The sequence below is a fragment of the Kitasatospora sp. NPDC091276 genome (assembly GCF_040684355.1).
In the GTDB taxonomy this organism is placed as follows: domain Bacteria; phylum Actinomycetota; class Actinomycetes; order Streptomycetales; family Streptomycetaceae; genus Kitasatospora.
Genome location: NZ_JBFBFU010000014.1, coordinates 157,660 through 177,905 on the forward strand (window position 1 = coordinate 157,660; position 20,246 = coordinate 177,905).

The 20,246-nt window shown below is 73.2% G+C and carries 13 protein-coding genes; 8 read left to right on the forward strand and 5 right to left on the reverse strand.

All coding sequences use genetic code 11. From position 1 onward, the window contains the following. Positions 1–28: 28 nt before the first annotated feature. A complete protein-coding gene (locus AB0O19_RS19700; protein ID WP_363621004.1) occupies positions 29–1,060 on the reverse strand; it encodes a cytochrome c oxidase assembly protein in 1,032 nt (343 codons plus the stop codon). A 248-nt stretch (positions 1,061–1,308) separates the two neighbouring features. Here AB0O19_RS19700 and AB0O19_RS19705 point away from each other — a divergent pair, with 248 nt between their 5' ends. After that, complete coding sequence (locus AB0O19_RS19705) at positions 1,309–2,310, forward strand: NAD-dependent epimerase/dehydratase family protein (RefSeq protein ID WP_363621006.1); 1,002 nt, start codon at positions 1,309–1,311, stop codon at positions 2,308–2,310. Between the two features lie 83 nt (positions 2,311–2,393). Here AB0O19_RS19705 and AB0O19_RS19710 read toward each other — a convergent pair whose 3' ends face one another. After that, positions 2,394–4,505 (reverse strand): phosphocholine-specific phospholipase C, encoded by a 2,112-nt coding sequence (locus AB0O19_RS19710; protein WP_363621008.1) that lies wholly within the window; start codon positions 4,503–4,505, stop codon positions 2,394–2,396. Positions 4,506–4,706: 201 nt separating this feature from the next. On the opposite strand from AB0O19_RS19710, the gene AB0O19_RS19715 reads away from it, so the two are divergent. Both AB0O19_RS19715 and AB0O19_RS19720 read left to right on the forward strand, forming a co-directional pair. Then, a complete protein-coding gene (locus AB0O19_RS19715) occupies positions 4,707–6,887 on the forward strand; it encodes a hypothetical protein (protein WP_363621009.1) in 2,181 nt (726 codons plus the stop codon). A gap of 302 nt (positions 6,888–7,189) precedes the next feature. Next, entirely contained in the window at positions 7,190–9,208 is a 2,019-nt protein-coding gene (locus tag AB0O19_RS19720; protein ID WP_363621011.1) for a transglycosylase domain-containing protein, read from the forward strand. Positions 9,209–9,261: 53 nt separating this feature from the next. Here AB0O19_RS19720 and AB0O19_RS19725 read toward each other — a convergent pair whose 3' ends face one another. After that, positions 9,262–10,518 carry a hypothetical protein gene (locus AB0O19_RS19725; RefSeq protein ID WP_363621013.1) on the reverse strand — a complete coding sequence of 419 codons (1,257 nt, stop codon included), beginning with the start codon at positions 10,516–10,518 and terminating at the stop codon, positions 9,262–9,264. A gap of 204 nt (positions 10,519–10,722) precedes the next feature. Continuing rightward, a complete protein-coding gene (locus tag AB0O19_RS19730) occupies positions 10,723–14,067 on the reverse strand; it encodes a cytochrome P450 (RefSeq protein ID WP_363621014.1) in 3,345 nt (1,114 codons plus the stop codon). A 174-nt stretch (positions 14,068–14,241) separates the two neighbouring features. Between AB0O19_RS19730 and AB0O19_RS19735 the strand changes: the two genes are divergently transcribed. The 3 genes from AB0O19_RS19735 to AB0O19_RS19745 all read left to right on the forward strand — a co-directional run bounded on the left by AB0O19_RS19735 (position 14,242) and on the right by AB0O19_RS19745 (position 17,012). Then, positions 14,242–14,907, forward strand: a complete 666-nt coding sequence (locus AB0O19_RS19735; RefSeq protein ID WP_363621015.1) for a LuxR C-terminal-related transcriptional regulator — start codon at positions 14,242–14,244, stop codon at positions 14,905–14,907. A gap of 165 nt (positions 14,908–15,072) precedes the next feature. Continuing rightward, positions 15,073–16,560, forward strand: coding sequence for an MFS transporter (locus AB0O19_RS19740; protein WP_363621017.1), 1,488 nt, complete (start codon positions 15,073–15,075; stop codon positions 16,558–16,560). Beyond that, positions 16,560–17,012 (forward strand): MarR family transcriptional regulator, encoded by a 453-nt coding sequence (locus AB0O19_RS19745; protein ID WP_363621019.1) that lies wholly within the window; start codon positions 16,560–16,562, stop codon positions 17,010–17,012. The genes AB0O19_RS19740 and AB0O19_RS19745 overlap by 1 nt, the downstream gene beginning before the upstream one ends. Positions 17,013–17,059: 47 nt before the next feature. On the opposite strand, the gene AB0O19_RS19750 is transcribed toward AB0O19_RS19745, so the two are convergent. After that, a complete protein-coding gene (locus tag AB0O19_RS19750; protein ID WP_363621021.1) occupies positions 17,060–18,172 on the reverse strand; it encodes an alkene reductase in 1,113 nt (370 codons plus the stop codon). Between the two features lie 120 nt (positions 18,173–18,292). On the opposite strand from AB0O19_RS19750, the gene AB0O19_RS19755 reads away from it, so the two are divergent. Further along, a complete protein-coding gene (locus AB0O19_RS19755; protein ID WP_363621023.1) occupies positions 18,293–18,667 on the forward strand; it encodes a MerR family transcriptional regulator in 375 nt (124 codons plus the stop codon). A 220-nt stretch (positions 18,668–18,887) separates the two neighbouring features. Beyond that, positions 18,888–20,183, forward strand: a complete 1,296-nt coding sequence (locus tag AB0O19_RS19760; protein ID WP_363621025.1) for a helix-turn-helix domain-containing protein — start codon at positions 18,888–18,890, stop codon at positions 20,181–20,183. Positions 20,184–20,246 lie beyond the last annotated feature (63 nt).

The following is a 20,246-nucleotide window of genomic DNA, read 5'->3' on the forward strand; positions in this document are numbered from 1 at the left end:
GGGTTCCGTGGTGCAGGCGGCGGTGGGCTCAGCCGGCGTCGGCCGCCGGGGTGACGGGGGTGACGGGGGTGACGGGGGTGACAGCGGCGGCCGGGGCGGCCGGGGCCGCCGGGCGCGGGCCGCGCTTGTGCAGTGAGGCCAGATAGGCGTTGTACGCCTCCAGCTCGGCGTCGCCGCTGCGCTCCTCGGCGCGGTCGGAGCGGCGGGCCTGCCGCTGTTCGGAGCGCATCCACTGGTACACCAGCGCGATCAGCACGATCGCGGTCGGGATCTCGCCGAACGCCCAGGTGATGCCGCCGGCCAGCTTCTGGTCCTCCAGGAGGTCGGTGCCCGGTGGCGCGCCCTCCACGGTGAAGGTGGTGACCAGCGGGTGGCTGGCCATCATCACGGCCACGCCGAAGAAGGCGTGGAACGGCATGCCCATGAACAGCTCGATGATCCGCATCACATGGCCGGGGCGGTGCGGGCCCGGGTCCACGCCCATGATCGGCCAGAAGAAGGCCAGACCGGTGAGGAGGAAGTGCACCATCATGAAGATGTGCCCGGCGCGGTACTGCATCAGGAAGTCGAACAACGGGGTGAAGTAGACCCCGTACAGGCTCGCGATGAACATCGGGATGGTGAAGGCCGGGTGCGAGATCACCCGGACGTACCGGCTGTGCAGCAGCGCCACCAGCAGTTCGCGCGGCCCGCGCGGGCGGCCCTTGCCGGCCGGCCGCAGCGCGCGCAGCGCCAGCGTGATCGGGGCGCCCAGCAGCAGCAGGATCGGCGTCAGCATGGACAGCACCATGTGCTGGATCATGTGCGCGCTGAACAGCACCATGCCGTAGTCGTTCAGCCCGGTGCAGGTGACCAGGATCAAGCTGCCGACACCGGCCGCCCAGCCGACCATCCGGCCGATCGGCCAGCGGTCGCCGCGCCGGTGGAGCCGGACCACGCCAGCCGCGTACAGCGCCAGGGCGGCCAGGCCTCCCAGCAGGAACACCCAGTCGGGGGACCAGGTCCAGACGTTGGACAAGGTGAACGGGCCTAGCTGGGTCATCCCGCCGTGGTGGTGCATGCCTGACATTCCGTCGCCCATCGGGGGGCCCTGCTTTCCGTCCTCGTGGCCCCTGGAGGGGGTCCGGTTCGCCCGTTTTGCTTGGCCTACAGCCTAGGTGGGCCTTACCTCGGGCCGTGCCCCGCCCCCTCCGTACGGGTGGCCGCCGGGCGGGTGGCGGCTGGATAGACTGACCGGCCGGTCGACGGCGACACGCCGGGACGGCGACACGGGACACGCCGGGACGGCGGGACGGCGAGGGGTGCGGCATGGCGGCGGGACGGCGGCACCCGGAGCGCACCACGGTCGCGCTGACCGGGGCGACCGGCTTCATAGGCTCCGCGGTGCTGGCCGCCCTGACCGCCCGCGGCGCGCGGGTGCGCGCGCTGGCCCGCGAAGTGTCGGCCGGGCGCGGCCCGGCCGCCTGGGTGCCGGGAGACCTCGCCGACGGGGCGGCGCTGGCCGCGCTCTGCGAGGGTGCCGACGTCCTGCTCCACCTGGCCTCCCGGGTCTCCGGCGGCGCCGAGGAGTGCGCGGCGGTGAACGTGCGCGGCACCGAGGCGGTGACGGCCGCCGCGACCGGGGCCGGGGTGCGCCGGATCGTCCACCTGTCGACGACCGCGGTGTACGGCGAGGGGCCGCACTCCGGCATCGGGGTCGACGAGGTGCCGGCCGCCCCGGTCTCCGAGGCCAGCCGGACCAGGCTGCTCGGCGAACGCGTCGCGCTGGCGGCCGGTGCCGTCGTGCTGCGGCCCGGCCTGGTGACCGGGACGGGCGACCGCTGGGTGGTGCCCGCGCTGGCCGAACTGGTCCGCCGGGTGCCGGTGCCCTGGGCGGGCGGGAACGCCAGGCTCTCCGTGGTGGACCGCGCCGACCTGGCCCGGCTGATCACCGCGCTCGCCCTGGACGACCACGCCGTCCCGCCCGGCGTCCAGCACGCGAGCCACCCCGACCCGGTCCGGGCCGGCGACCTGCTCGCCGCCCTGGCCGGCCTCGGCCTGCTGCCCGCCCTGCCCGGCGCGGACGGCGCGGACGGCGTGGACGGGCCGGACGGCCCGGACGCCTCGTGGGACGAATGCCGGCGTCTGCTCGCCGCCACCCCGGGCCGCGTCTCCGAGCGGCAGTTCTCCCTGATCGCCCGCGACCACTGGTACCGGGGGGACGACGTCTGGCGCCTCGCCGCCTGCCCGCCCGGCCCCGGCCCGCTGGCCCGGCTGCCCGCCGCCGCCCCCTGGTACCGCCAGGCGCTGGGGCTCGCCGCACCGGCGTAGGACGAAACGCCGGTGCGGCGGGCCGGTTCAGGCGCTGCGCCGCCGGTCGGGCACCGTGCCGACGGTCAGGGCCGCGCCGTCGGTCAGCGGGGGCCGGGGTCGCTGGTGCCGGGGCGGCCGTTCTCCAGGTGGCCGGCCCAGCGGCGGCGGAAGGTCGGGCCGTCGGTGGCGGCGACCGTGATGTCGTACCAGCGGCTGTCGGGGCGTATGTCGAAGGTGAACTGGGCCGAGGCGCCGCGCCGGAGGCTGCGGCTCTGCTGCGAGCCCTTGGCGTAGGCGTTGGCGACGGTCACCGTCCGGGTGACCGGCCCGTTGTTGGTGACCTTGACGCGCACCTTGGACTTCTGCGGGTCGAACAGCGCGACCAGCTCGGTCCGGGCGCTGCCCTCGAACTCGTACACCGACCCGTTCGGGCCGTGGGCGGCGAGGTGGTAGTCGCCGGAGGCGGAGTGCGGCCAGAAGTCGCCGAGGGTGTCGCCGCCCGAGATGGTGTAGCGGCGGGGGGCGGCCTTCGGCGCGGTCCGGTCGTAGACGTAGAGCCAGGCGCCGGCTTCGCCCCGGTTCTCCAGATCCAGCTGGAACCGCCCGGGGGTGTCCGTCTCCTCCTCGTTGACCACCAGGTCGTACGGGAGGGCGCGGGCCGGCCGGATGCCGGGCTCCTGGGTGGGCATCCGCTGGGGCAGCGGTACCTGGTACGGCTTGCCCTGCGAGGCGATCGGCGCGGGCACCGGGATCGAGACCGGCCGCGGGTCGGTGCCGGAGAAGTCGAGCGCCGAGGTGAGGTCGCCGCAGACCGACCGGCGCCAGGCGCTGATGTTGGGCTCCTCGATGCCGAACCGGGCCTCCAGGAACCGCAGGACGGAGGTGTGGTCGAAGGTCTCCGAGCAGACCCAGCCGCCGCGCGACCACGGGGAGATGACCAGCATCGGCACGCGCGGGCCGAGGCCGATCGGCTGGAGGCCGCCCGGGTCGGCGCCGGGGACCAGCGGGCTCATCTCGCCCGGGTGCTTGCCGAGGTCGAGCAGTTCGTCGCGCAGGCTCGCCCTCAGGTCGGCGGAGACGATGCCCTGGCCGCCCGGGCCGCTGACGACCGGCGGCATCGGCGGGACGACGTGGTCGAACAGGCCGTCGTTCTCGTCGTAGTTGATGAGGAAGACCGTCCTGCCCCAGACCTCGGGGTTGGAGGTGAGCGCGTCCAGCACGAGGTTGATGTAGTACGCGCCGTCGGTGGGCGTCGCGGACGGGTGCTCGCTGTACTTGTACGGCGGGACGATCCAGGAGACCTGCGGCAGCCGGCCCTGCTGGACGTCGGCGCGGAACTCCTTCAGCGTGTGGTCGGTGGCGCCCTTGTCGACCAGGGGGCCCGACGCGCCCTCGGCGACCTGGTACCGCTCGAAGAACATCAGCGAGTTGTCGGTGTAGTTGTCCGTGGGGGTGCCCGGCTCGCCGGAGCCGCCCTGGTACAGCTTCCAGCTGACGCCGGCCTTCTCCAGGCGCTCGGGGTAGGTGGTCCAGGTGTAGCCGTTGGTGTTGTTGCGCTCCTCCAGGCCGGGGCCGTTGGGCTTGCGGCCGTACACGTTGCGCGGGTCGCTGGTGCCGGTCCACAGGTAGATGCGGTTGGGCGCGGTGTCGGCGTGGACGGAGCAGAAGTACGAGTCGCAGAGGGTGAAGGCGTCGGCCAGGGCGAAGTGGTACGCCAGGTCCTGGCGCTTGAGGTGGCCCATCGTCATGACGTCCTGCTTCTGGTTCACCCACTGGTCGTGGCGCCCCTCGTTCCAGGCGAGGTGGCCGCTGCTCCAGCCGTGGTCGGTGCCGGCCTGGTACTCGGTGGTGTTCCGGGGGTCGATGTACCAGGGCAGCACCTCCTGCTCGGAGGCGGGCAGGCCGCGGTCGTGGTAGCGGTCGGTCTTCACGGCGGCGGCGGGCTGGTGCCAGTTCGGCCGGCCGTCGGGCAGCAGCGTGGGGCGCGGGTCGTCGAACCCGCGCACGCCGCGCAGGGTGCCGAAGTAGTGGTCGAAGGAACGGTTCTCCTGCATCAGGACGACGACGTGTTCGACGTCCTCGATCGAGCGGGTCCGGCCGATCGCGGGCAGTGCCAGGGCCTTGCTGACCGCGGGCGGGAACGCGCCGAGGCCTGCGGCGGCTGCGGACGCGCCGCTCAGCTGGAGGAATCGGCGCCGGTCGATGGAGGCCACGTGGTGTCCTTCCTTCTCGGGGTAAGGGGGGGTGCCAAGAAGGTTCGAACATAGGTGCCGCAGCCGGGCCGTACGAGGTCCTCCAGCGAACGCCGCATGAGTTTTCAGCCAATTCCTGTCTAGCCAACTTCCCGGGACCTACCGGTGGCGGGCCCGGAAACCCGCATGCGTCGCCCCGCGCCGTTCTGCGAGCATGACCGCATGGTCCACCGTCTCGAACCCATCGTCGTCCGGCACACCCACCACCTCCCCGCCTCCTCCTGGCCGGGCGGTCCGGCGGGGCAAGGCGCCGTCGCGGCGCGGCAGTTCGACGCCGCACTGATGTCCGTGGGTTTCAAGCTCTCGGCGGGCCTGTTGGAGCACCTGTCGGGGCTGCCCGGGGCGACGGTCGTCGACACCGCCGCCCGCACCCTGGGCACCGTCCGGGAGCTGGTGGGCGACCACGTCGGGCACAACGCCTACTTCATCGACTTCCCGCTCAACGTGCCGGACACCTTCGAGTTCTGGACGCACTGCATCGCCGGGGCGCTCGCCGACGACGCGTCACGGGACGGCGCGCTCGCCCAACTGCGCACCGGCGTGGTCGACCTGCTGACCCTCCCGGCCTACGGCAGCTACCAGCACAGCTACGCCGAACTGCTCGCCGCCCACGACGAGCTGATCGCCGCCGCGGGCGACCGCATCACGGTCCTGCACCTGGGCGGCGCCCTGGAGGAGGAGGTGACGGCCCTCTACCTGACCCTGGCCGGCAGCACCACCCCGCTGGGCGAGGAGGGCCTGCGCGACCTCGGCGTGCTCGCCGGGCACTGCGTCGCCGGTCCGCAGCCCGAGGCGATCCCGGTCCGGGAGAACCGCGCCGTCGTCAACCTCGCCCGCCTCCGGGCCGGTGCCGACCTCCTCCTGGACACCGTCACCGACGTGCTCCGGCTGGCCTGCGCGCTGTCCGACGGCGACGTGACCCTGGCGGAACCGACCCGGTTCCGGGCGCTGCCACGGCCGGCCCGCCGCGCCCTGCTGGCCGGCCTCGACGCGGTCGTCGCCGCCAGCCCCGCCAAGCTCGCCGACGTCACCGCGCACCGCGAGGCGTTCAAGCGCCTCGGTGAGCGCCTCCACCCGCACGAGTACCCGCGCTGGCCGCACGCCGCCGAGGTGTTCGCCGTCGCCCGCGGCGAGTTGGCGGCCCGCTCCCTCACCAGCCGCGTCGAGGAACTCCTCGGCGCCGACGACGTCACCGGCGCGGTACGGCTGCTGGCCGCCGCCCCGGGCATGCTGTTCCGGTCCCTGGACCGGCTGCTGCGCGCGGGCCGCACCCCGGAGGAGCGCGACACCGTCGTGGCCGCCGTCGAGCAGGCCGCCCCGCAGGTCTCCGGTCGGGTCCTGCTGTCGGTCCGCGAACACCTCCACAACCGCACCGGGGAAGCGGACGGGCGCCGCCTCTTCGTCAACCGCCTCGGCCGCGCCTGGGTCACCGGCGACGCCCGCCCGCCCCTGCCGGCAGCCGAACGCGACCGCCTGCTCGCCGCCCTGGACGCCGAGACGAGCCGCCGCCTCCCCGACCCCGGGCACCTGCTGATCGACCCCGACGTGCTCGACGTCGCACTCCCGCTCAGCGGCAGGGCCACCGCCGCCGGACTCGGCGTGCTGCCCCGCGGCTCCCTCACCCCGGTCGACGGCGAACTGCTGCGCTTCTTCGTCTACTGGAAGCAGACCAGCCACAGCACCGACTTCGACCTGTCCGCCCTGCTGCTCGACGACTCCTACGAGACGCTCGGCTGGCTCTCCTACACCTCGCTCACCCAGCTCGAGGGCGAGCACTCGGGCGACGTCACCGACGCCACCGACGGCGGCTCCGAGTTCATCAACCTGCGCCTGGGCGCCGTACGCGGCAGTTCCATCGTCCCGCAGGTCAACATCTTCTCCGGCGAGGGCTTCGAGGAGGTCGAGGAGTCCTTCTTCGGCTTCATGCTGCGCGATGCCGAACAGCAGGGCCGCCCCTTCGAACCGCGCACCGTCCGCATGAAGTCGGACCTGCGCGGCCCGGGCCGGGTCGCCCTGCCACTGGCCTTCCTGCGCGGGGACGACGGCCGCTGGCACGCCAAGTGGCTGCACCTGTACCTGAAGGGCAACCCGAACTCCAACCGGGTCGAGGGGAACCGGGTGTCGGTCGCCACGCTGCTGCGCGGCATCGTCGAGCGCGACCACCTGACGGTCCGCCACCTGACCGGGCTGATGGGCGAGCGCGCCACCGCCACCACGCTGTGGGACGGCGCGGCGCTCCCGGCCGGCCCGGTCACGTACATCGGCCTGGAGCGCCCGGAGGGCCTGCACCCGGACTCCGTCGTCATCACCCCGGAAAACCTGCGCGACCTGATCCCCGCCTGACTGCTACCGTTGGCCCCGGCGAGGCCATGAACGGGCTTCCTTCTCACTCCACCTGACATAGCCCGTTCGCTTTCCTCGCCCTCGACCACCCGCCGGGGTGCCACAAGGCACCCCGGCGTCGTCGTTTCCCGTGGTCCACCTCCTCGGCCGGCGCTGTGAAACCCCAGGCCGGGCAGGTCTGCGCCGCCCCGCCGGTCCGCGCGGTATGACCGTGATCACATCAATTCCGTTGTGCCGTGGTCCGACCCTCATCGCGTCTGAGTTCGGGGGTCTGTGCCCACGAGCGAATCGGAGACCGGACTGTGCGTGCTCACCAAGGTGGCGGGGCCGAGAAGGAGAAGCCCGGAGGGGAGAAGCCCGAAGGGCGGCGGTGGATCGACTACCCGCGCAGAGGGCGGCGCGGAGTCCGTCGCTGGCTCCCGTCCTGGCGGCAGCTGCTCCTGGTGGCCGGGTCCGGGTCGGCGGTGCTGACGGGTTGGCTGATCTGGTTCTACGTCACCACCCAGGTCCCGGAGGACCTGAACGCCTTCGCCACCCAGCAGAACAACGTGTACTTCTGGGCGGACGGCACCGAGATGGCGCGGATCGGTGAGACCAACCGGCAGGAGGTGCCGCTCGACCGGGTGCCGGAGTCGGTGCAGTGGGCCGTACTGGCCGCCGAGAACGAGACCTTCTACTCGGACCCGGGGATCTCCTTCACGGGCATCGGCCGCGCGGTCTACCAGATGGCCACGGGCGGTGAGACCCAGGGCGGCTCGACCATCACCCAGCAGTACGTCAAGAACAGCTACCTGAACCAGCGTCAGGACGTCTCGCGCAAGCTCAGCGAGATCGTCATCGCGATCAAACTGGACCGGCGGATGAGCAAACCGGACATCCTGGCCGGCTATCTGAACACCAGTTGGTTCGGGCGCGGCAGCTACGGCATCGAACGGGCCGCGGCGGCGTACTACGGCAAGGACGTCTCGCAGCTCAACCCGAGCGAAGGGGCCTTCCTCGCCGCCCTGTTGAAGGGGGCCGGACAGTTCGATCCGGGGATCAGCGCGAACAACCACCGGCGGGCCGAGGAACGGTGGTCCTGGATCCTGGACCGGATGGTGAAGGTCGGCAAGCTCTCCGCCGCCGAGCGCGCCAGGTACACGGTGTTCCCCGAACCCAGGACCCAGCCGAAGGCGGCGGGGCTGAGCGGCCAGGTCGGGTACCTGGTGGACATGGCCAGGACCTACGTGGAGGGCCACAGCGACATCACGCAGGCCCAGTTCGACCTCGGCGGCCACCAGATCTTCACCACCTTCGAGAAGCCGAAGGTCACCGCGCTGGCCACCGCGGTGCGGGACGCCACCAAGGGGATCGACCCCGACAGCCGCGAGGCCGACCGGTTACTGAAGGTCGGCGCCGCCTCGGTGGCCCCGGACGGGAGGATCGTCGCGCTCTACGGCGGAACCGACTACCTGAAACAGGGCTTCGACAACGCCAACACCTCCACGGTGCCGGTCGGTTCGGCCTTCACCCCGCTGGTCTACGCCTCGGGCCTGAGCGAGGGCGTCCAGCGCCAGCGGGGCGGCAGCCGCACCCCGGTGACGCCCACCACCACCTACGACGGCGACGACGGCGTGAACGTGATGACCCCGGAGGGGCCGTACTGGGGGCGCAACGGGCGGATAGCGAAGACCGCCAACGACGGCAAGCGGAGCTGGGGGACGGTCACCCTGAGGAGCGCGGTGGAGCAGTCCGTCAACGGGCCGATGATGCAGCTCGCCATGGACGTCGGCCTGGACCGGGTGCAGAAGACCGCCGCCGACCTGGGCCTGCTCCCGGGCAGCATGGGGGAGTTGGTGCCGGCCTTCGGTGTCGGGAACTCCACGCCGAGCGCGATCAGGACCGCCGACGCCTACGCCGCCTTCGCCGCGGGAGGCAGCCACACGGACCCGTACTCCGTCCTGAGGATCACCCGGAACGGCGAGCCGCTCGCGCTGCGCCTGCCGACCGCCGTACAGGCGCTGACCCCGCAGGTCGCGGGGGAGGTGGACGCGGCGCTGAAGAGCGCGGTCCGCACCGGGAGCGCCAAGGCGGCGGCGGAGGCCGGGCCCGACCTGGCGGGGAAGCCGGGGACGACCCCGGACCGTACGGCGGGGTGGTTCGTCGGCTACGACGCGCGGATGTCCACGGCCGTCACGGTCTTCCGGGCGGACCTGAAGGACATGAAGCTGCTCTCACTGGAGGGGCTGGGCGGCGCCGCCCCGGACACCCCGGACTCCGCGCTGCCCACCCGGATCTGGACCTCGTACATGAAGGCGGCGGGTGGCCCGGGAGGCCGGTAGGGCCGGGCGGCCGCGGGGCGCGGTGTCACGGCCCCGCGGCCGCCCGGGCCGGGTCACTTGACCAGACGGGACCAGTCGGCCGGCTGCCCGGGGTCCAGCGCGCGCAACTGGTCGAGGACCTTGGGGTCCTGGGCGTCAAGCCAGTCGGCGACCTGGCGGAAGGACACGCAGCGGACGCCCTCCCGGGTGCAGACGCTCTTCATCACGTCCTCGATGGCCTGCATGTAGATGCCGCCGTTCCAGCTCTCGAAGTGGTTCCCGATGAAGAGCGGCGCCCGGCTGCCGTTGTAGACCCGTTCGAAGCCGTTGAGGTAGCCGTTCCGGGTCTCCTTCTCCCACGCGTCGTACTTCTTCGGATCGCCCTTGGTGGTGTCCCCGGACTGGTTGGCGAGGAAGTTGTAGTCCATCGAGAGGACCTGGGTCGATTTGCCCGGGTAGGGCAGCAGTTGGAGCGGGAAGTTCCAGATGCCGTCCTTCTTGCCGGGCCAGACCTGGAACTCGCCCGGTGAGCTGGCGTCGTACCGGAAGCCGGCCGCCTTCTCGGCCGCGAGCAGGTTCTTCTGGCCCTGCAGGCAGGGGGCGCGGCCGCCGACCGCCTCCTTGGTGTAGTCGAAGGGCAGCGGCGGGAGGTTCTTGAAGCCGGTGTTGGTCTTCCAGTTGGTGACGAAGGAGATCGCCTGGTCGAGCTCGCTCTTCCACTCCTCGGTGCTCCAGTCGTCGCCGCCCTTGGAGTCGCAGAAGTGCCCGTTGAAGTGGGTGCCGATCTCGTTCCCGTCCTGCCAGGCCAGGCGCAGCTGTTCCAGGGTGTCCTTGATGTGGGCGTCGGTGGCGAAGTCGATGGCGGAGGCGCCGGCGTCGTGCTGCGGCGGGTGGTAGAGCGTGCGTTTGGACTTGGGCAGGGTGTAGATGCCGCTCAGGAAGAACGTCATCTGGGCGTTGTTCTCCGTGCCCAGCTTGCGGAAGCGCGAGAACTGTTCGTCGTCGCCCTCCAGCGCGCCGTCCCAGGAGAACACCACGAACTGCGGCGGTTTCTCGCCGGGCTTCAGCTTCTCGGGCCGGGGTTGTTTGGGCTGCGGCCCGGTGTCGGAGGTGGAGCCGTCGCCGAGCACCTTGACCTGGCCGTCCCAGCTCGGCGTGGCGCTGGGGGTCGGGGTGGCGGCGAGGCTGCTGGGGCCGTCGGAGGGTGTGCCGCTCGGGTCGGGTGTGCTCTCCGGGGCGGCGTCGGCGGTGGCCGGTCTGCCCTTCGAGTCGGGGCCTCCCGTGCCCAGGCCGAGGGCCACGACGACCCCCGTTGCCAGCAGGACAGCCACGCCACGAGCAGGACGCACCGTTCCTCCGCTTCTCCGACCTACCGTCAGGTATTGGTCGGATAGTCATACGTATGGTGCGAACATCAGAACACCTTGATCGACAATGTGTCGAGGCTTGCATGGAAGGGGAGTTGGGAGACATGTGTGCGACGGGAGGCCGGTCGCACCCCGGGCGGGTGCGGCCGGCCTCCCGGTCGGGCGGGCTCAGCGGCCCGCGTAGACGTCCTCGACGTAGCGGCGCTCGTCGATCAGGCCCTGGAGCCAGGCCTGGGCCTGGCCCTCGTCGGCGCCGGGGGTCCGGCTCAGGTACAGCTCGCGGAAGGCGGCGCGGACGCCCGGGGCCATCCGGGCGCCGTCGCCGCACACGTAGACCTCGGCGCCGGCGGTGAGCAGGCTCCAGACCTCCGCGCCCTCGGCGGCGATGCGGTCCTGGACGAAGCGCCGGCCGTCGACGGGCTGTTCGCTGAAGACCGGGCGCATCGAGACGGCGCCGGCCTGCTCGGCGGCGAGCAGTTCGTCGCGGTGCAGGTAGTCGGCGTCGGGCGCGTCGCAGCCGAAGTAGAGCAGGGCCGGGGCGAGTTCGGTGTCCCTGGCGGTGGCCTCGGCGGCGGCGGTGGCCTCGTCAGTGGCGGTGTCCTCGCCGGTGGCGGCGGCGAGCAGGGCGCGGCGGTCGGCGACCGCGCCGCGGAACGGCGCCAGGCCGGTGCCGGCCGCGATCATGATCACCGGGGCGCGGTGGCCGATCCGGAACGTCTCGCGGCACGGCTGGAGGCGCGCCAGCACGGTGTCCCCGACGGCCACCCGGTCGAGGTAGCCGGAGCCGACGCCCCGGAAGGAGCCCCGGCCGGAGCGGGCCGGGGCGTCGAGCACGGAGACCATCAGGTCCACGTGGCGCGGGGCGCTGGTCGGCGACGTGGAGATGGAGTACATCCGGGGCCGGATCGGCGGCAGCAGTTCCAGCAGCACCGGCCAGGTCAGGACCTCCCGCAGGGCCGGGTGGTCCTCGACCAGGTCCAGCAGCGTCCGGGGGTCGTCCTCGGGCAGCGCCCGCAGCGCGGCCCGCTCGGGCGGGCAGGGGTTGAGGTCGGCCAGCGTCGCGCGCTGGGCGGCGCTCGGTCGGTCCTGCAACTCGACGTGGTGGGTGAGCAGTTCGCGAACCGTCAGCGGCCGGTCCACGGCCAGGATGGTGCGCCGGTTCGCCACGATGGCGAGCAGGGTGTCCGGGTCGGCGCCGAACACCTTGGCGGCGCGCTCGACCAGGGCCGGGTCGTTGGCCGGCAGCACCGAGACGTGGTCCGCGGTGCGGTAGTCGACGCCCTCCGGCAGGGCCAGCCGGACCAGGCGCTTGACCCGGGGGTAGGCGGGGTCGGTGAGGCTGCCGACCGCCGTGACGGTCAGCCCGATCACGCGGCGCTTCGCGGCCAGGGCGTCCAGCGGACCGCCGGCCAGCTCCGTCACGGTGTACGTCTCCAGGGGGGCGGCCTCGGCGGAAACGGGAGCGGGCGCGGTGCCGGAGCCGGGGGCGACGACGGGTGCGGCGGCGTCGCCGTACCGTTCCAGCAGGGCCCGGCTCAGCGCCGTGGTGAACTCCGCCACCTTCCCGGCCAGATCGCCGGAGGCGTCGGCCGCACCCCGGGCGAGCAGCCGGGTGCCGCCCAGGGCGGCGAGGCCCTCGTCGATCAGCGTCGGCACGCGCTGGTACGTGGCGGCGTACGTCCGGTCGCCGATGCCGAGCACCGCGTACCGGACGTCCTTCGCGAACCCGGCGGCGCCCTCGGCGGCTTCGCCGCCCTCGGCCTGTTCGGCCTGTTCGGTCGCCACCCGGAGCCGGCGGACGAACTCCGCCGCGTCGTCCGTCGGCTGGCCGTTGTACGAGGCGGCGGTGATCACCACCGGCCGGTCGGTGGGCAGCCCGTCCGCGTAGGCGTCCAGCGGGGCGACGGCGGTGTCGCAGCCGAGTGCGGCCGCCACGTCGGCCAGCTGCCGGGTGAACTCGCGGCAGGCGCCGTAGTTGGAGCCGTGTAGGAGCAGCAGGCCGGTGCCCTGGCGGACCCGCCCGGGCAGGTCGGCGGCGCGGACCGGCGCGTCGACCACCGCCGGGGGCGTGGGCGTGCGCGGGGCGAGGGCGAGGGTGAAGTCGTCGGGCTTGATGGTGAGCGTCTGCTTGATGGTCAGCCGGTAGTCGGCGTGGTCGATCAGCCGGTAGCGGTGGACCAGCATGCCGAGCAGCATGGTCGCCTCGTGCAGCGCGAACTGCCGGCCGATGCAGGCGCGTTCGCCGGTGCCGAAGGGCTTGAAGGCGTGCGGTGAGCGGGCCGCCTCCGGCTCGGGGTCGAAGCGGGAGGGGTCGAACAGCTCGGGGTTGTCGCCCCAGACGGGGTCGCGGTGCAGCATCATCGTGGCCACCAGGACCGGTTCCCCGGCGCGGACCGGGATCCGGCCGCCGAGCAGGGTGTCCGCGCGGGGCTCCCGGCTGAACGCGGGGGCCGTCGGCCACAGCCGTAGCGCTTCGTTGAGCACCTGCCGGGTGTACCGGAGCCGGCCGATGTCCTCGTACGAGGGCTCCGGGTCGGCCTGGTCGCCCCAGAGCGCGTCCACCTCGCGCTGGACCTCGCGGAGCACGCCGGGGTGCTTGACGAGGTAGTACAGGGCGAAGGAGAGCGCGCCCGAGGTGGTCTCGTGGCCGGCGATCAGGAAGGTGATCACCTGGTTGCGGATGTTCTCGGCGTCCAGTCTGCCGCCGTCGGCGGGGTGCACGGCGTCGAGCATCAGGCCGAGCAGGTCCTCGGCCGGGCCCTGCTCGGGGCTGCCGGCGCGGGCGGCGATCACCTCGTCCACCACCGAGGCCAGGTACCGGGCGTCGCCCTGGGCGGCCTCGTCGCGCTCGCTGTGGTCGAGTTCCGGGTCGCGCAGGAGCTTGTTCATCGCCCAGTCCAGGGAGCGGACCATCGCCTCGACGAAGGGGTGCGGCTCCTCCCGGTCGAAGGAGCCGAAGTCGAAGCCGAAACCGGCCAGCCCGATGGTGTCCAGGGTCATCCGGGTCATGTCGCCGGGCACGTCCACGACCAGTCCGGCGGCCGACCGGCCGTCCCAGGACTCGATCAGGCGGCGGGCCACCCGCAGCATCACCGGGTGGTAGGTGCGCATCGAGCCGAGCGCGAAGGCGGGCATCAGGATGTCGTGCGCCCTGGCCCAGTTCGGCTCCGCGTTGTACGCCGTGAACAGGCCGTCCCCGGTGAACGCGCGGACGTTCTCCAGGGCCGGTCCGATCGACTTGGTGAACCGCTCCTCGTCGGCCAGCTCCTCGACCAGGTCCAGGCCGGTGACGATCAGGCTGTCCCGCCCGTGCAGTCGCTGGACGAAGGCCGGGGCGTGCCGCCGGGCCAGCTCCATGGTGCGCAGCACGGGGGCGGCGATCGGCGGCGCCGACGAGATGTCGACCAGCGGCACCCCGGCGGTGCTCTGCCGGGGCACCAGGGTCTCGGGCGGGAGCCCGGCCCCGGCCGGATTCGCAGCCTCGGCTGCCGCCGGGGTCATCGTCTCGGTCATGGGTTGTCGCCTTCCGTGGCAGGAGAAACCTCGTCGTCCTCCACTCTCGCCCGAGCGGGGCGGGAACCCGGGCCCGGGGACTACATGTTTGTGCAGTAGCGGCGGTCGCGGAAGACTTGTCAACGGACCGTCAGGTCTGCAGCACGCGGGAGCCGTACACGGGAGGGGCCGGGCATGAGACTGACCGACTGCGAGTCGACCGCGGAGAGCTGGCAGGACCTCGCCGTCATCTGGCGCAACCGGACGCTGCGCTTGCTCGACCACGTGCCGGTGGCGCTGGCGGTGTGCGAGTTCAGCGGCCGGATCATGATCGTCAACCGGGCGATGGCCGCCGAATTCGGCCTGCTGCCCGGGCAGTTGCGCAACCGGAAGATCCTGGAGTTCTTCACCCTCCGGGACAGTGCCACCATCCCGGCGCTCGCCGAGGCCGTCCGCCTGCACCGGCGCTCGCAGTACCCGGCGCCGGTCTCCTGGTCGGCCGCCGACGGCACCGAGCGGAGCGGCGAGATGACCGTCGCCCTGGTCGGCGACACCCCGGAGGAGGCCCCGAACCTGTTGCTCTCGCTGCCCGTCCGTACCGGGCCGGCCGCCCCGCCGGCCGCCCCCCGCCCCGAGGTGAGCCCGATCGAGGCCCGGATCCTCGCCGCCGCCGCCCGCGGCGCCACCACCGCCCAGATCGGCCGGGAGATCGGCCTCACCCCGGACGGCGTCAACTACCACCTCGCCCGGCTCACCCGCCGCTGGCAGCTGCCCAACCGCACCGCGCTGGTCGCCCGCGCGTACGCCACCGGCGTCCTGGCCGCCGGCGCCTGGCCGCCGGAGCCGGCCCCCCGCCCGTGACGGGGCGGGCGGGGGGCGGCTCGCGGGCTGGGCCGGGCTGCGCGGGGCCGGGGCTGCGCGGGCCGGGGCTGTTCGGGGCTGGGCTGTTCGGGGCTGGGCTGTTCGGCGATTTAGTTGTATGCTCACAATGATTTCAACAATACAAATACTTGTGGAGCTCCCACCATGCCGGACGCCGCCCTACGACGGCCCTGGCTCGTGCTCGCCATCTGCTGCATGAGCCTGCTGATCGTCAGCCTCGACAACACGATCCTGAACGTCGCCCTGCCCGCCATCCAGCGCGACCTGCACACCTCGGTGTCCGGGCTGCAATGGACGGTCGATGCCTACACGCTGGTGCTGGCCAGCCTGTTGATGCTCTCCGGCTCCACCGCCGACCGGGTGGGCCGCCGCCGGGTCTTCCAGATCGGGCTGGTGGTCTTCACCGGGGCCTCGCTGCTGTGCAGCCTGGCCCCCGGGCTCGGCTGGCTCGTCGTCGCACGGATGCTCCAGGCGGTCGGCGGATCGATGCTGAACCCCGTCGCCATGTCGATCATCAGCAACACCTTCACCGACTCCCGGCAGCGCGCCCGCGCCATCGGCGTGTGGAGCGGCGTCGTGGGCATCAGCATGGCCGCCGGGCCGATCGTCGGCGGCGCCCTGGTCGAGTCGGCCGGCTGGCGGGCCGTCTTCTGGATCAACGTGCCGATCGGCCTGGCCGCGCTGTTCCTGACCCGCAGGTACGTGCCGGAATCGCGGGCGCCGCGGCCCCGCCGGGTGGACCCGGTCGGCCAGGTGCTCGTCATCGTCCTGCTCACCACGCTCACGTACGCGATCATCGAGTCGCCGGAGCGCGGCTGGACCTCGCCGCTCGTCGTCGGCTGCGCGGCGGCGGCGCTGGGCGCGCTGCTGGGCCTGCTGTGGTACGAGCCCAGGCGCACCGACCCGCTCATCGAGCTGCGCTTCTTCCGCTCCGCGCCGTTCGCGGGCGCCACCGTGATCGCGGTCGCCGCCTTCGCCTCCCTGGGCGGGTTCCTGTTCGTCAGCTCCCTGTACCTGCAGAACGTGCGCGGGCTCACCCCGCTGCACGCCGGACTGTTCATGCTGCCGATGGCGGTGATGGCGCTGCTGACCGCACCGGTGTCCGGCCGCATGGTCGCCTCCCGGGGGCCGCGCGTCCCCCTGCTCCTCGCCGGGGCGGCCCTGTGCGCGAGCGCCGTGCTCCAGGCGCTCACCTACTCCGACCACCTTCCGACGGCCGTGCTGGTCGTCGCGTACCTGCTCTTCGGCACCGGCTTCGGTCTGGTCAACGCGCCCATCACCAACACCGCCGTTTCGGGCATGCCCCGTTCGCAGGCCGGCGTCGCGGCCGCGGTGGCCTCCACCAGCCGGCAGATCGGCCAGTCCCTCGGCGTGGCCGTCGTCGGCGCCCTGATGGCGGGCGGCGCGTACGCGCACACGGCGGCCTTCACCGACGCCGGGCGGACGGCGTGGTGGATCATCGCCGGCTGCGGCGCCGCCGTGCTGGTCACGGGTACGCTCACTTCCGGCCGCTGGGCCCGGGAGACGGCCCTGCGCACGGCGGAGCGGCTCGCCGCCGAGGAGACGCCGGAGACGCCGGAGACGCCGGAGGCGCCGGGGACGAGGGAGACGAAGGAGACGGTGAACACCTGATGGACCGCCCGCACACCGGTGAGCACCACGAGGGGGACGAGGCCGCCACCAGGACGGCGACCAGGGTCTGGCAGGGGCTGAACGCGCTCGTCCTGGAGCGCTACGACCGCCGCAAGACCGTCGCCGAAGCCCTCGGCATGAGCTTCAGCCGGGTCAGGGCGCTGCGCCGCCTCGGCGCCGACCCGATCACCCTGCGGGACCTGGCCGAGCGGCTGGGCAGCGACCCGCCCTACACCACCGTCATCGTCGACGACCTGGTGCGGCGCGGCCTCGCCGAACGCGTCACCAATCCCGCCGATCGCCGGTCCAAGCTGGTCCATCTGACCGAGGAGGGCCAGGCGAAGGCCGCCCTCGCCGTCAGGATCCTCACCACCCCGCCCGACGACCTGCTCGCCCTGCCCCCGGAGGACATCCAGGCGCTCGACCGCGTCCTGGCGAAGCTCCTGGACTGAACCTCCCGGGGCGGGGCGCCGCCGCGGCGGCCTCGGGCGGGTGGCGGCTACGGCCGCTGGTCGACCGTGTGCTGGTAGGCCGAGTAGGTCAGGTAGCCCCGGTCCCCGCCCTGGTAGTAGGTGGCTTCGTCGGCCGGGGCGATCGGGGCGCCGGTGCGCAGCCGTTCGACGAGGTCGGGATTGGCGAGGTAGGCGCGGCCGAAGCTGATCAGTTCGGCGCCGAGGCCGAGCCAGTGGTCCGCCGCCTCGCGGTCGACCTGCTTCGGGCCCAGCGGAAGCACCGGATTCATGATGAGCGTGCCCGGCCAGGCGCGGCGCAGGGCGAGCAGGGACGGCTCGTCCGTCGTCGCCTCCAGGTGGACGTAGGCGAGTCCGAGGCCGGCGAGTTCGCCGAGCAGGGCGGTGTAGAGCTCCAGGACGTCCTCCTCCGCCACGCCCCAGAAGGTGCCGCCGGGGGAGAGGCGGATCCCGGTCCTGGCGGCGCCGACGGCCTCGACGGTGGCGGTGGCGGCTTCGACGGCGAAACGGATCCGGTTGCGCACCGGGCCGCCGTAGCGGTCGGTGCGCCGGTTGGCGTTGGAGGAGAGGAACTGCGAGATCAGGTAGCCGTTCGCGCCGTGCAGTTCCACCCCGTCGAAGCCCGCGTCGACGGCGCGGCGGGCGGCCTCGGCGTAGGAGCGGGCGTGTTCGGGGACCTCGTCGGTCTCCAGGGCCCGGGGGACCGGAGCGGGCTGCGGACCGGTCGGGGTGAACACGTCGCCGGTGGCGGGGACGGCCGAGGGGCCGACCGGTCGCAGCCCCGTGGTGTCCGGGTGCGAGACCCGGCCGCCGTGCATCAGTTGGGCGAAGATCCGGCCGCCGTTGGCGTGCACGGCAGCGGTCACCTGGCGCCACGAGGCCGTCTGCTCGTCGGTGTACAGGCCGGGCGTGCCCGGGTTCGACTGGCCGATCAGGCTCGGCTGGACGCCTCCGGTCACGATCAGCCCGGCGGTGGCCCGCTGGGCGTAGTAGGTGGCCATCGAAGCGGTGGCCAGGCCGTCGGCGGTGGCGCGCCCCCGGGTCATCGGTGCCATCACCACCCGGTTGGGCAGCGCGAGTTCGCCGAGCCGGTAGCCGGTGAGCAGGGCGCTCGACGTGGCGGACGTGGCGGACGTCGTCATGCGGAAGTCCTTCGTTCGAAGTCACGGACCCGGTGCCCGGGCCCGTCCTCCGTTACGCTAAAACCTGACATTGACGTCAGAGGCAAGCCCTGTGACGGGGATCACGACCCGGAGGTGCCCGTGCGGATCGGAGAACTCGCCGAACGCGCCGGAGTGAGCGTCAGATCCCTGCGCTACTACGAGGGGCAGGGCCTGCTGGCCAGCACCCGCAGCGCCAGCGGGCAGCGCCACTACACCGACGGCGCGGTGGCGCGGGTGCTGTTCATCCAGCGCCTCTACGCGGCGGGGCTGTCCAGCCGCGCCATCGCCGAACTGCTGCCGTGCGTGGACGCGCCCAGCGAGGAGCACTCGGTGGCCGCGCTGGAGCGGATGGGGCAGGAGCGGGCGAAGCTCGACGCGCACATCGCGGACATGGCCAGGACCCGTGACGCGCTCGACGAACTGATGGACACAGCCCGCGCCGCACTAGAGGAGCAGTCCGCCGACGGGCTGTGAGGCCCGCGTGAAGGTCGTGGGTGGGGCCGGTGATCGGCCGTTGATCGGGCGTAGACGGCGAGCCTGGAGCATCTGGAACCGGAGGGGACCGGTTCGGAGGCCACAGCCTGACCACCGGGTCCCACGCGGTCGGACCACGGACCGCGCGGGTGCCCAGCGCTGATGCCGCCACTGGTCCCGACCCCCATCAGGAGTCCGGACCACGAAGGGCAGACGAGGCATGGACGGCGGGCAGTGGGTGCAAGCGGTGAGGACGGCGGCGGGCTTCGGAGAGCAGTTGAGGGTGCGGCGCGAGCGGATCGGCCTGACCCAGCAGTGTCTGGCCGATCACGCCACCCTGAGCGTGCGGGCCATCCGGGACATGGAGAGCGGCCGAGTGAGACGGCCGCGGAACGAGACCGTCCGGCTGCTGGCGGACGCGCTGCGGTTGGAGGGCCGCAGCCGGGCGGACTTCGAGGAGGCCGCCCGGCGGCACCCGCTCGCCGATGAGCCGGCGGCCGCGGCGCCGGTCGCCCCGCCGGTGGCGCGCGGGGCCATCGTCGGGCGGGAGATGGAGGCCGAGGTGCTGTCCGACGCCTTCGCCGTGCACGGGGACCGGCTGGTCTCGCTGGTGGGGCTCGGCGGGGTCGGCAAGACCCGGCTCGCCCTGGAGGTGGCCCGCCGCCTGCACCTGGCCGCCTGCTGGTCGGTGCGCTGGGTGGACTGCGCCGGCGACTCGGCCCCCTGGCACGGACGGGTGGACGACATCGTCCGGGACATCGGCGACCGGCCCGCCCTGCTGGTGCTGGACGGCGCCGACGGCGGGGTGGACGCCGACCGGCTGGACGGGCTGTTCCACCACTGCCCCGGGCTGCGGGTGCTGATCACCGCCCGGGAGGCCTGGCCGCTGCCCGGCGGGCAGGTCGTCCCGCTCGCCCCGCTGCCCGTACCGGCCCCCGAACTCGACGCCGAGCCGGAGGCGTTGGCGCAGATCGGCGCCGTCCGGCTGCTGCTCTCGCACCTGCGCCGGCTGCGCCCCGGCTACACCCTGGAGCGCTCCGAGGCCCCCGCCGTGGCCGCGCTCTGCCGCCACCTGGACGGCCTGCCGGGAGCGTTGGAGCGCGCGGCGGGGTGGACGCTGGTGCAGTCCACCGCCCAGCTGCTGGCCCGGCTGTCGGCCGGCCCGTTCACGCTGGCGGCACCGCCGGTGGTGTACGGCACGCGCGGTGACGTCCGGGACGAGGTGGAGCCGGCGATCCAGCGGTTGACGGAACGCCAGCGGGCCCTGCTGGACGTGCTCGTGGACGAGCCCGGCGACTGGTCGGGGGAGGACGCGGTGGTCCGCAGCGGCTGGGCGCCGCAGACCTGCCTGGCGACGGTGCACGAACTGCTGTCGCGCGGACTGATCCGCAGCGTGCCCGCCCGCGACGGGGTGCGCTTCACGGTGCTCAACGTGTGCCGCCGCCTCCTCCGGGAGGAGCCCGGGCACCGGTTCGCGCCGGCCGCGGACGTCCAACTGCTCGCCGTCGCGGGCTGACCGCACGGCGGCAGGCCGGCCGGGTGTCGATACTGCCGCTTCTTGCCCGCATCTTGCCGCACG

What these genes read in the sequence shown, in the direction of transcription:
- AB0O19_RS19745 (WP_363621019.1), top strand. Translation starts at nt 16,560, where the DNA reads ATGGACCGCCCGCACACCGGTGAGCACCACGAGGGGGACGAGGCCGCC.
- AB0O19_RS19760 (WP_363621025.1), top strand. Translation starts at nt 18,888, where the DNA reads ATGGACGGCGGGCAGTGGGTGCAAGCGGTGAGGACGGCGGCGGGCTTC.
- AB0O19_RS19750 (WP_363621021.1), bottom strand. Translation starts at nt 18,172, where the DNA reads ATGACGACGTCCGCCACGTCCGCCACGTCGAGCGCCCTGCTCACCGGC.
- AB0O19_RS19730 (WP_363621014.1), bottom strand. Translation starts at nt 14,067, where the DNA reads ATGACCGAGACGATGACCCCGGCGGCAGCCGAGGCTGCGAATCCGGCC.
- AB0O19_RS19740 (WP_363621017.1), top strand. Translation starts at nt 15,073, where the DNA reads ATGCCGGACGCCGCCCTACGACGGCCCTGGCTCGTGCTCGCCATCTGC.
- AB0O19_RS19715 (WP_363621009.1), top strand. Translation starts at nt 4,707, where the DNA reads ATGGTCCACCGTCTCGAACCCATCGTCGTCCGGCACACCCACCACCTC.
- AB0O19_RS19705 (WP_363621006.1), top strand. Translation starts at nt 1,309, where the DNA reads ATGGCGGCGGGACGGCGGCACCCGGAGCGCACCACGGTCGCGCTGACC.
- AB0O19_RS19700 (WP_363621004.1), bottom strand. Translation starts at nt 1,060, where the DNA reads ATGCACCACCACGGCGGGATGACCCAGCTAGGCCCGTTCACCTTGTCC.
- AB0O19_RS19735 (WP_363621015.1), top strand. Translation starts at nt 14,242, where the DNA reads ATGAGACTGACCGACTGCGAGTCGACCGCGGAGAGCTGGCAGGACCTC.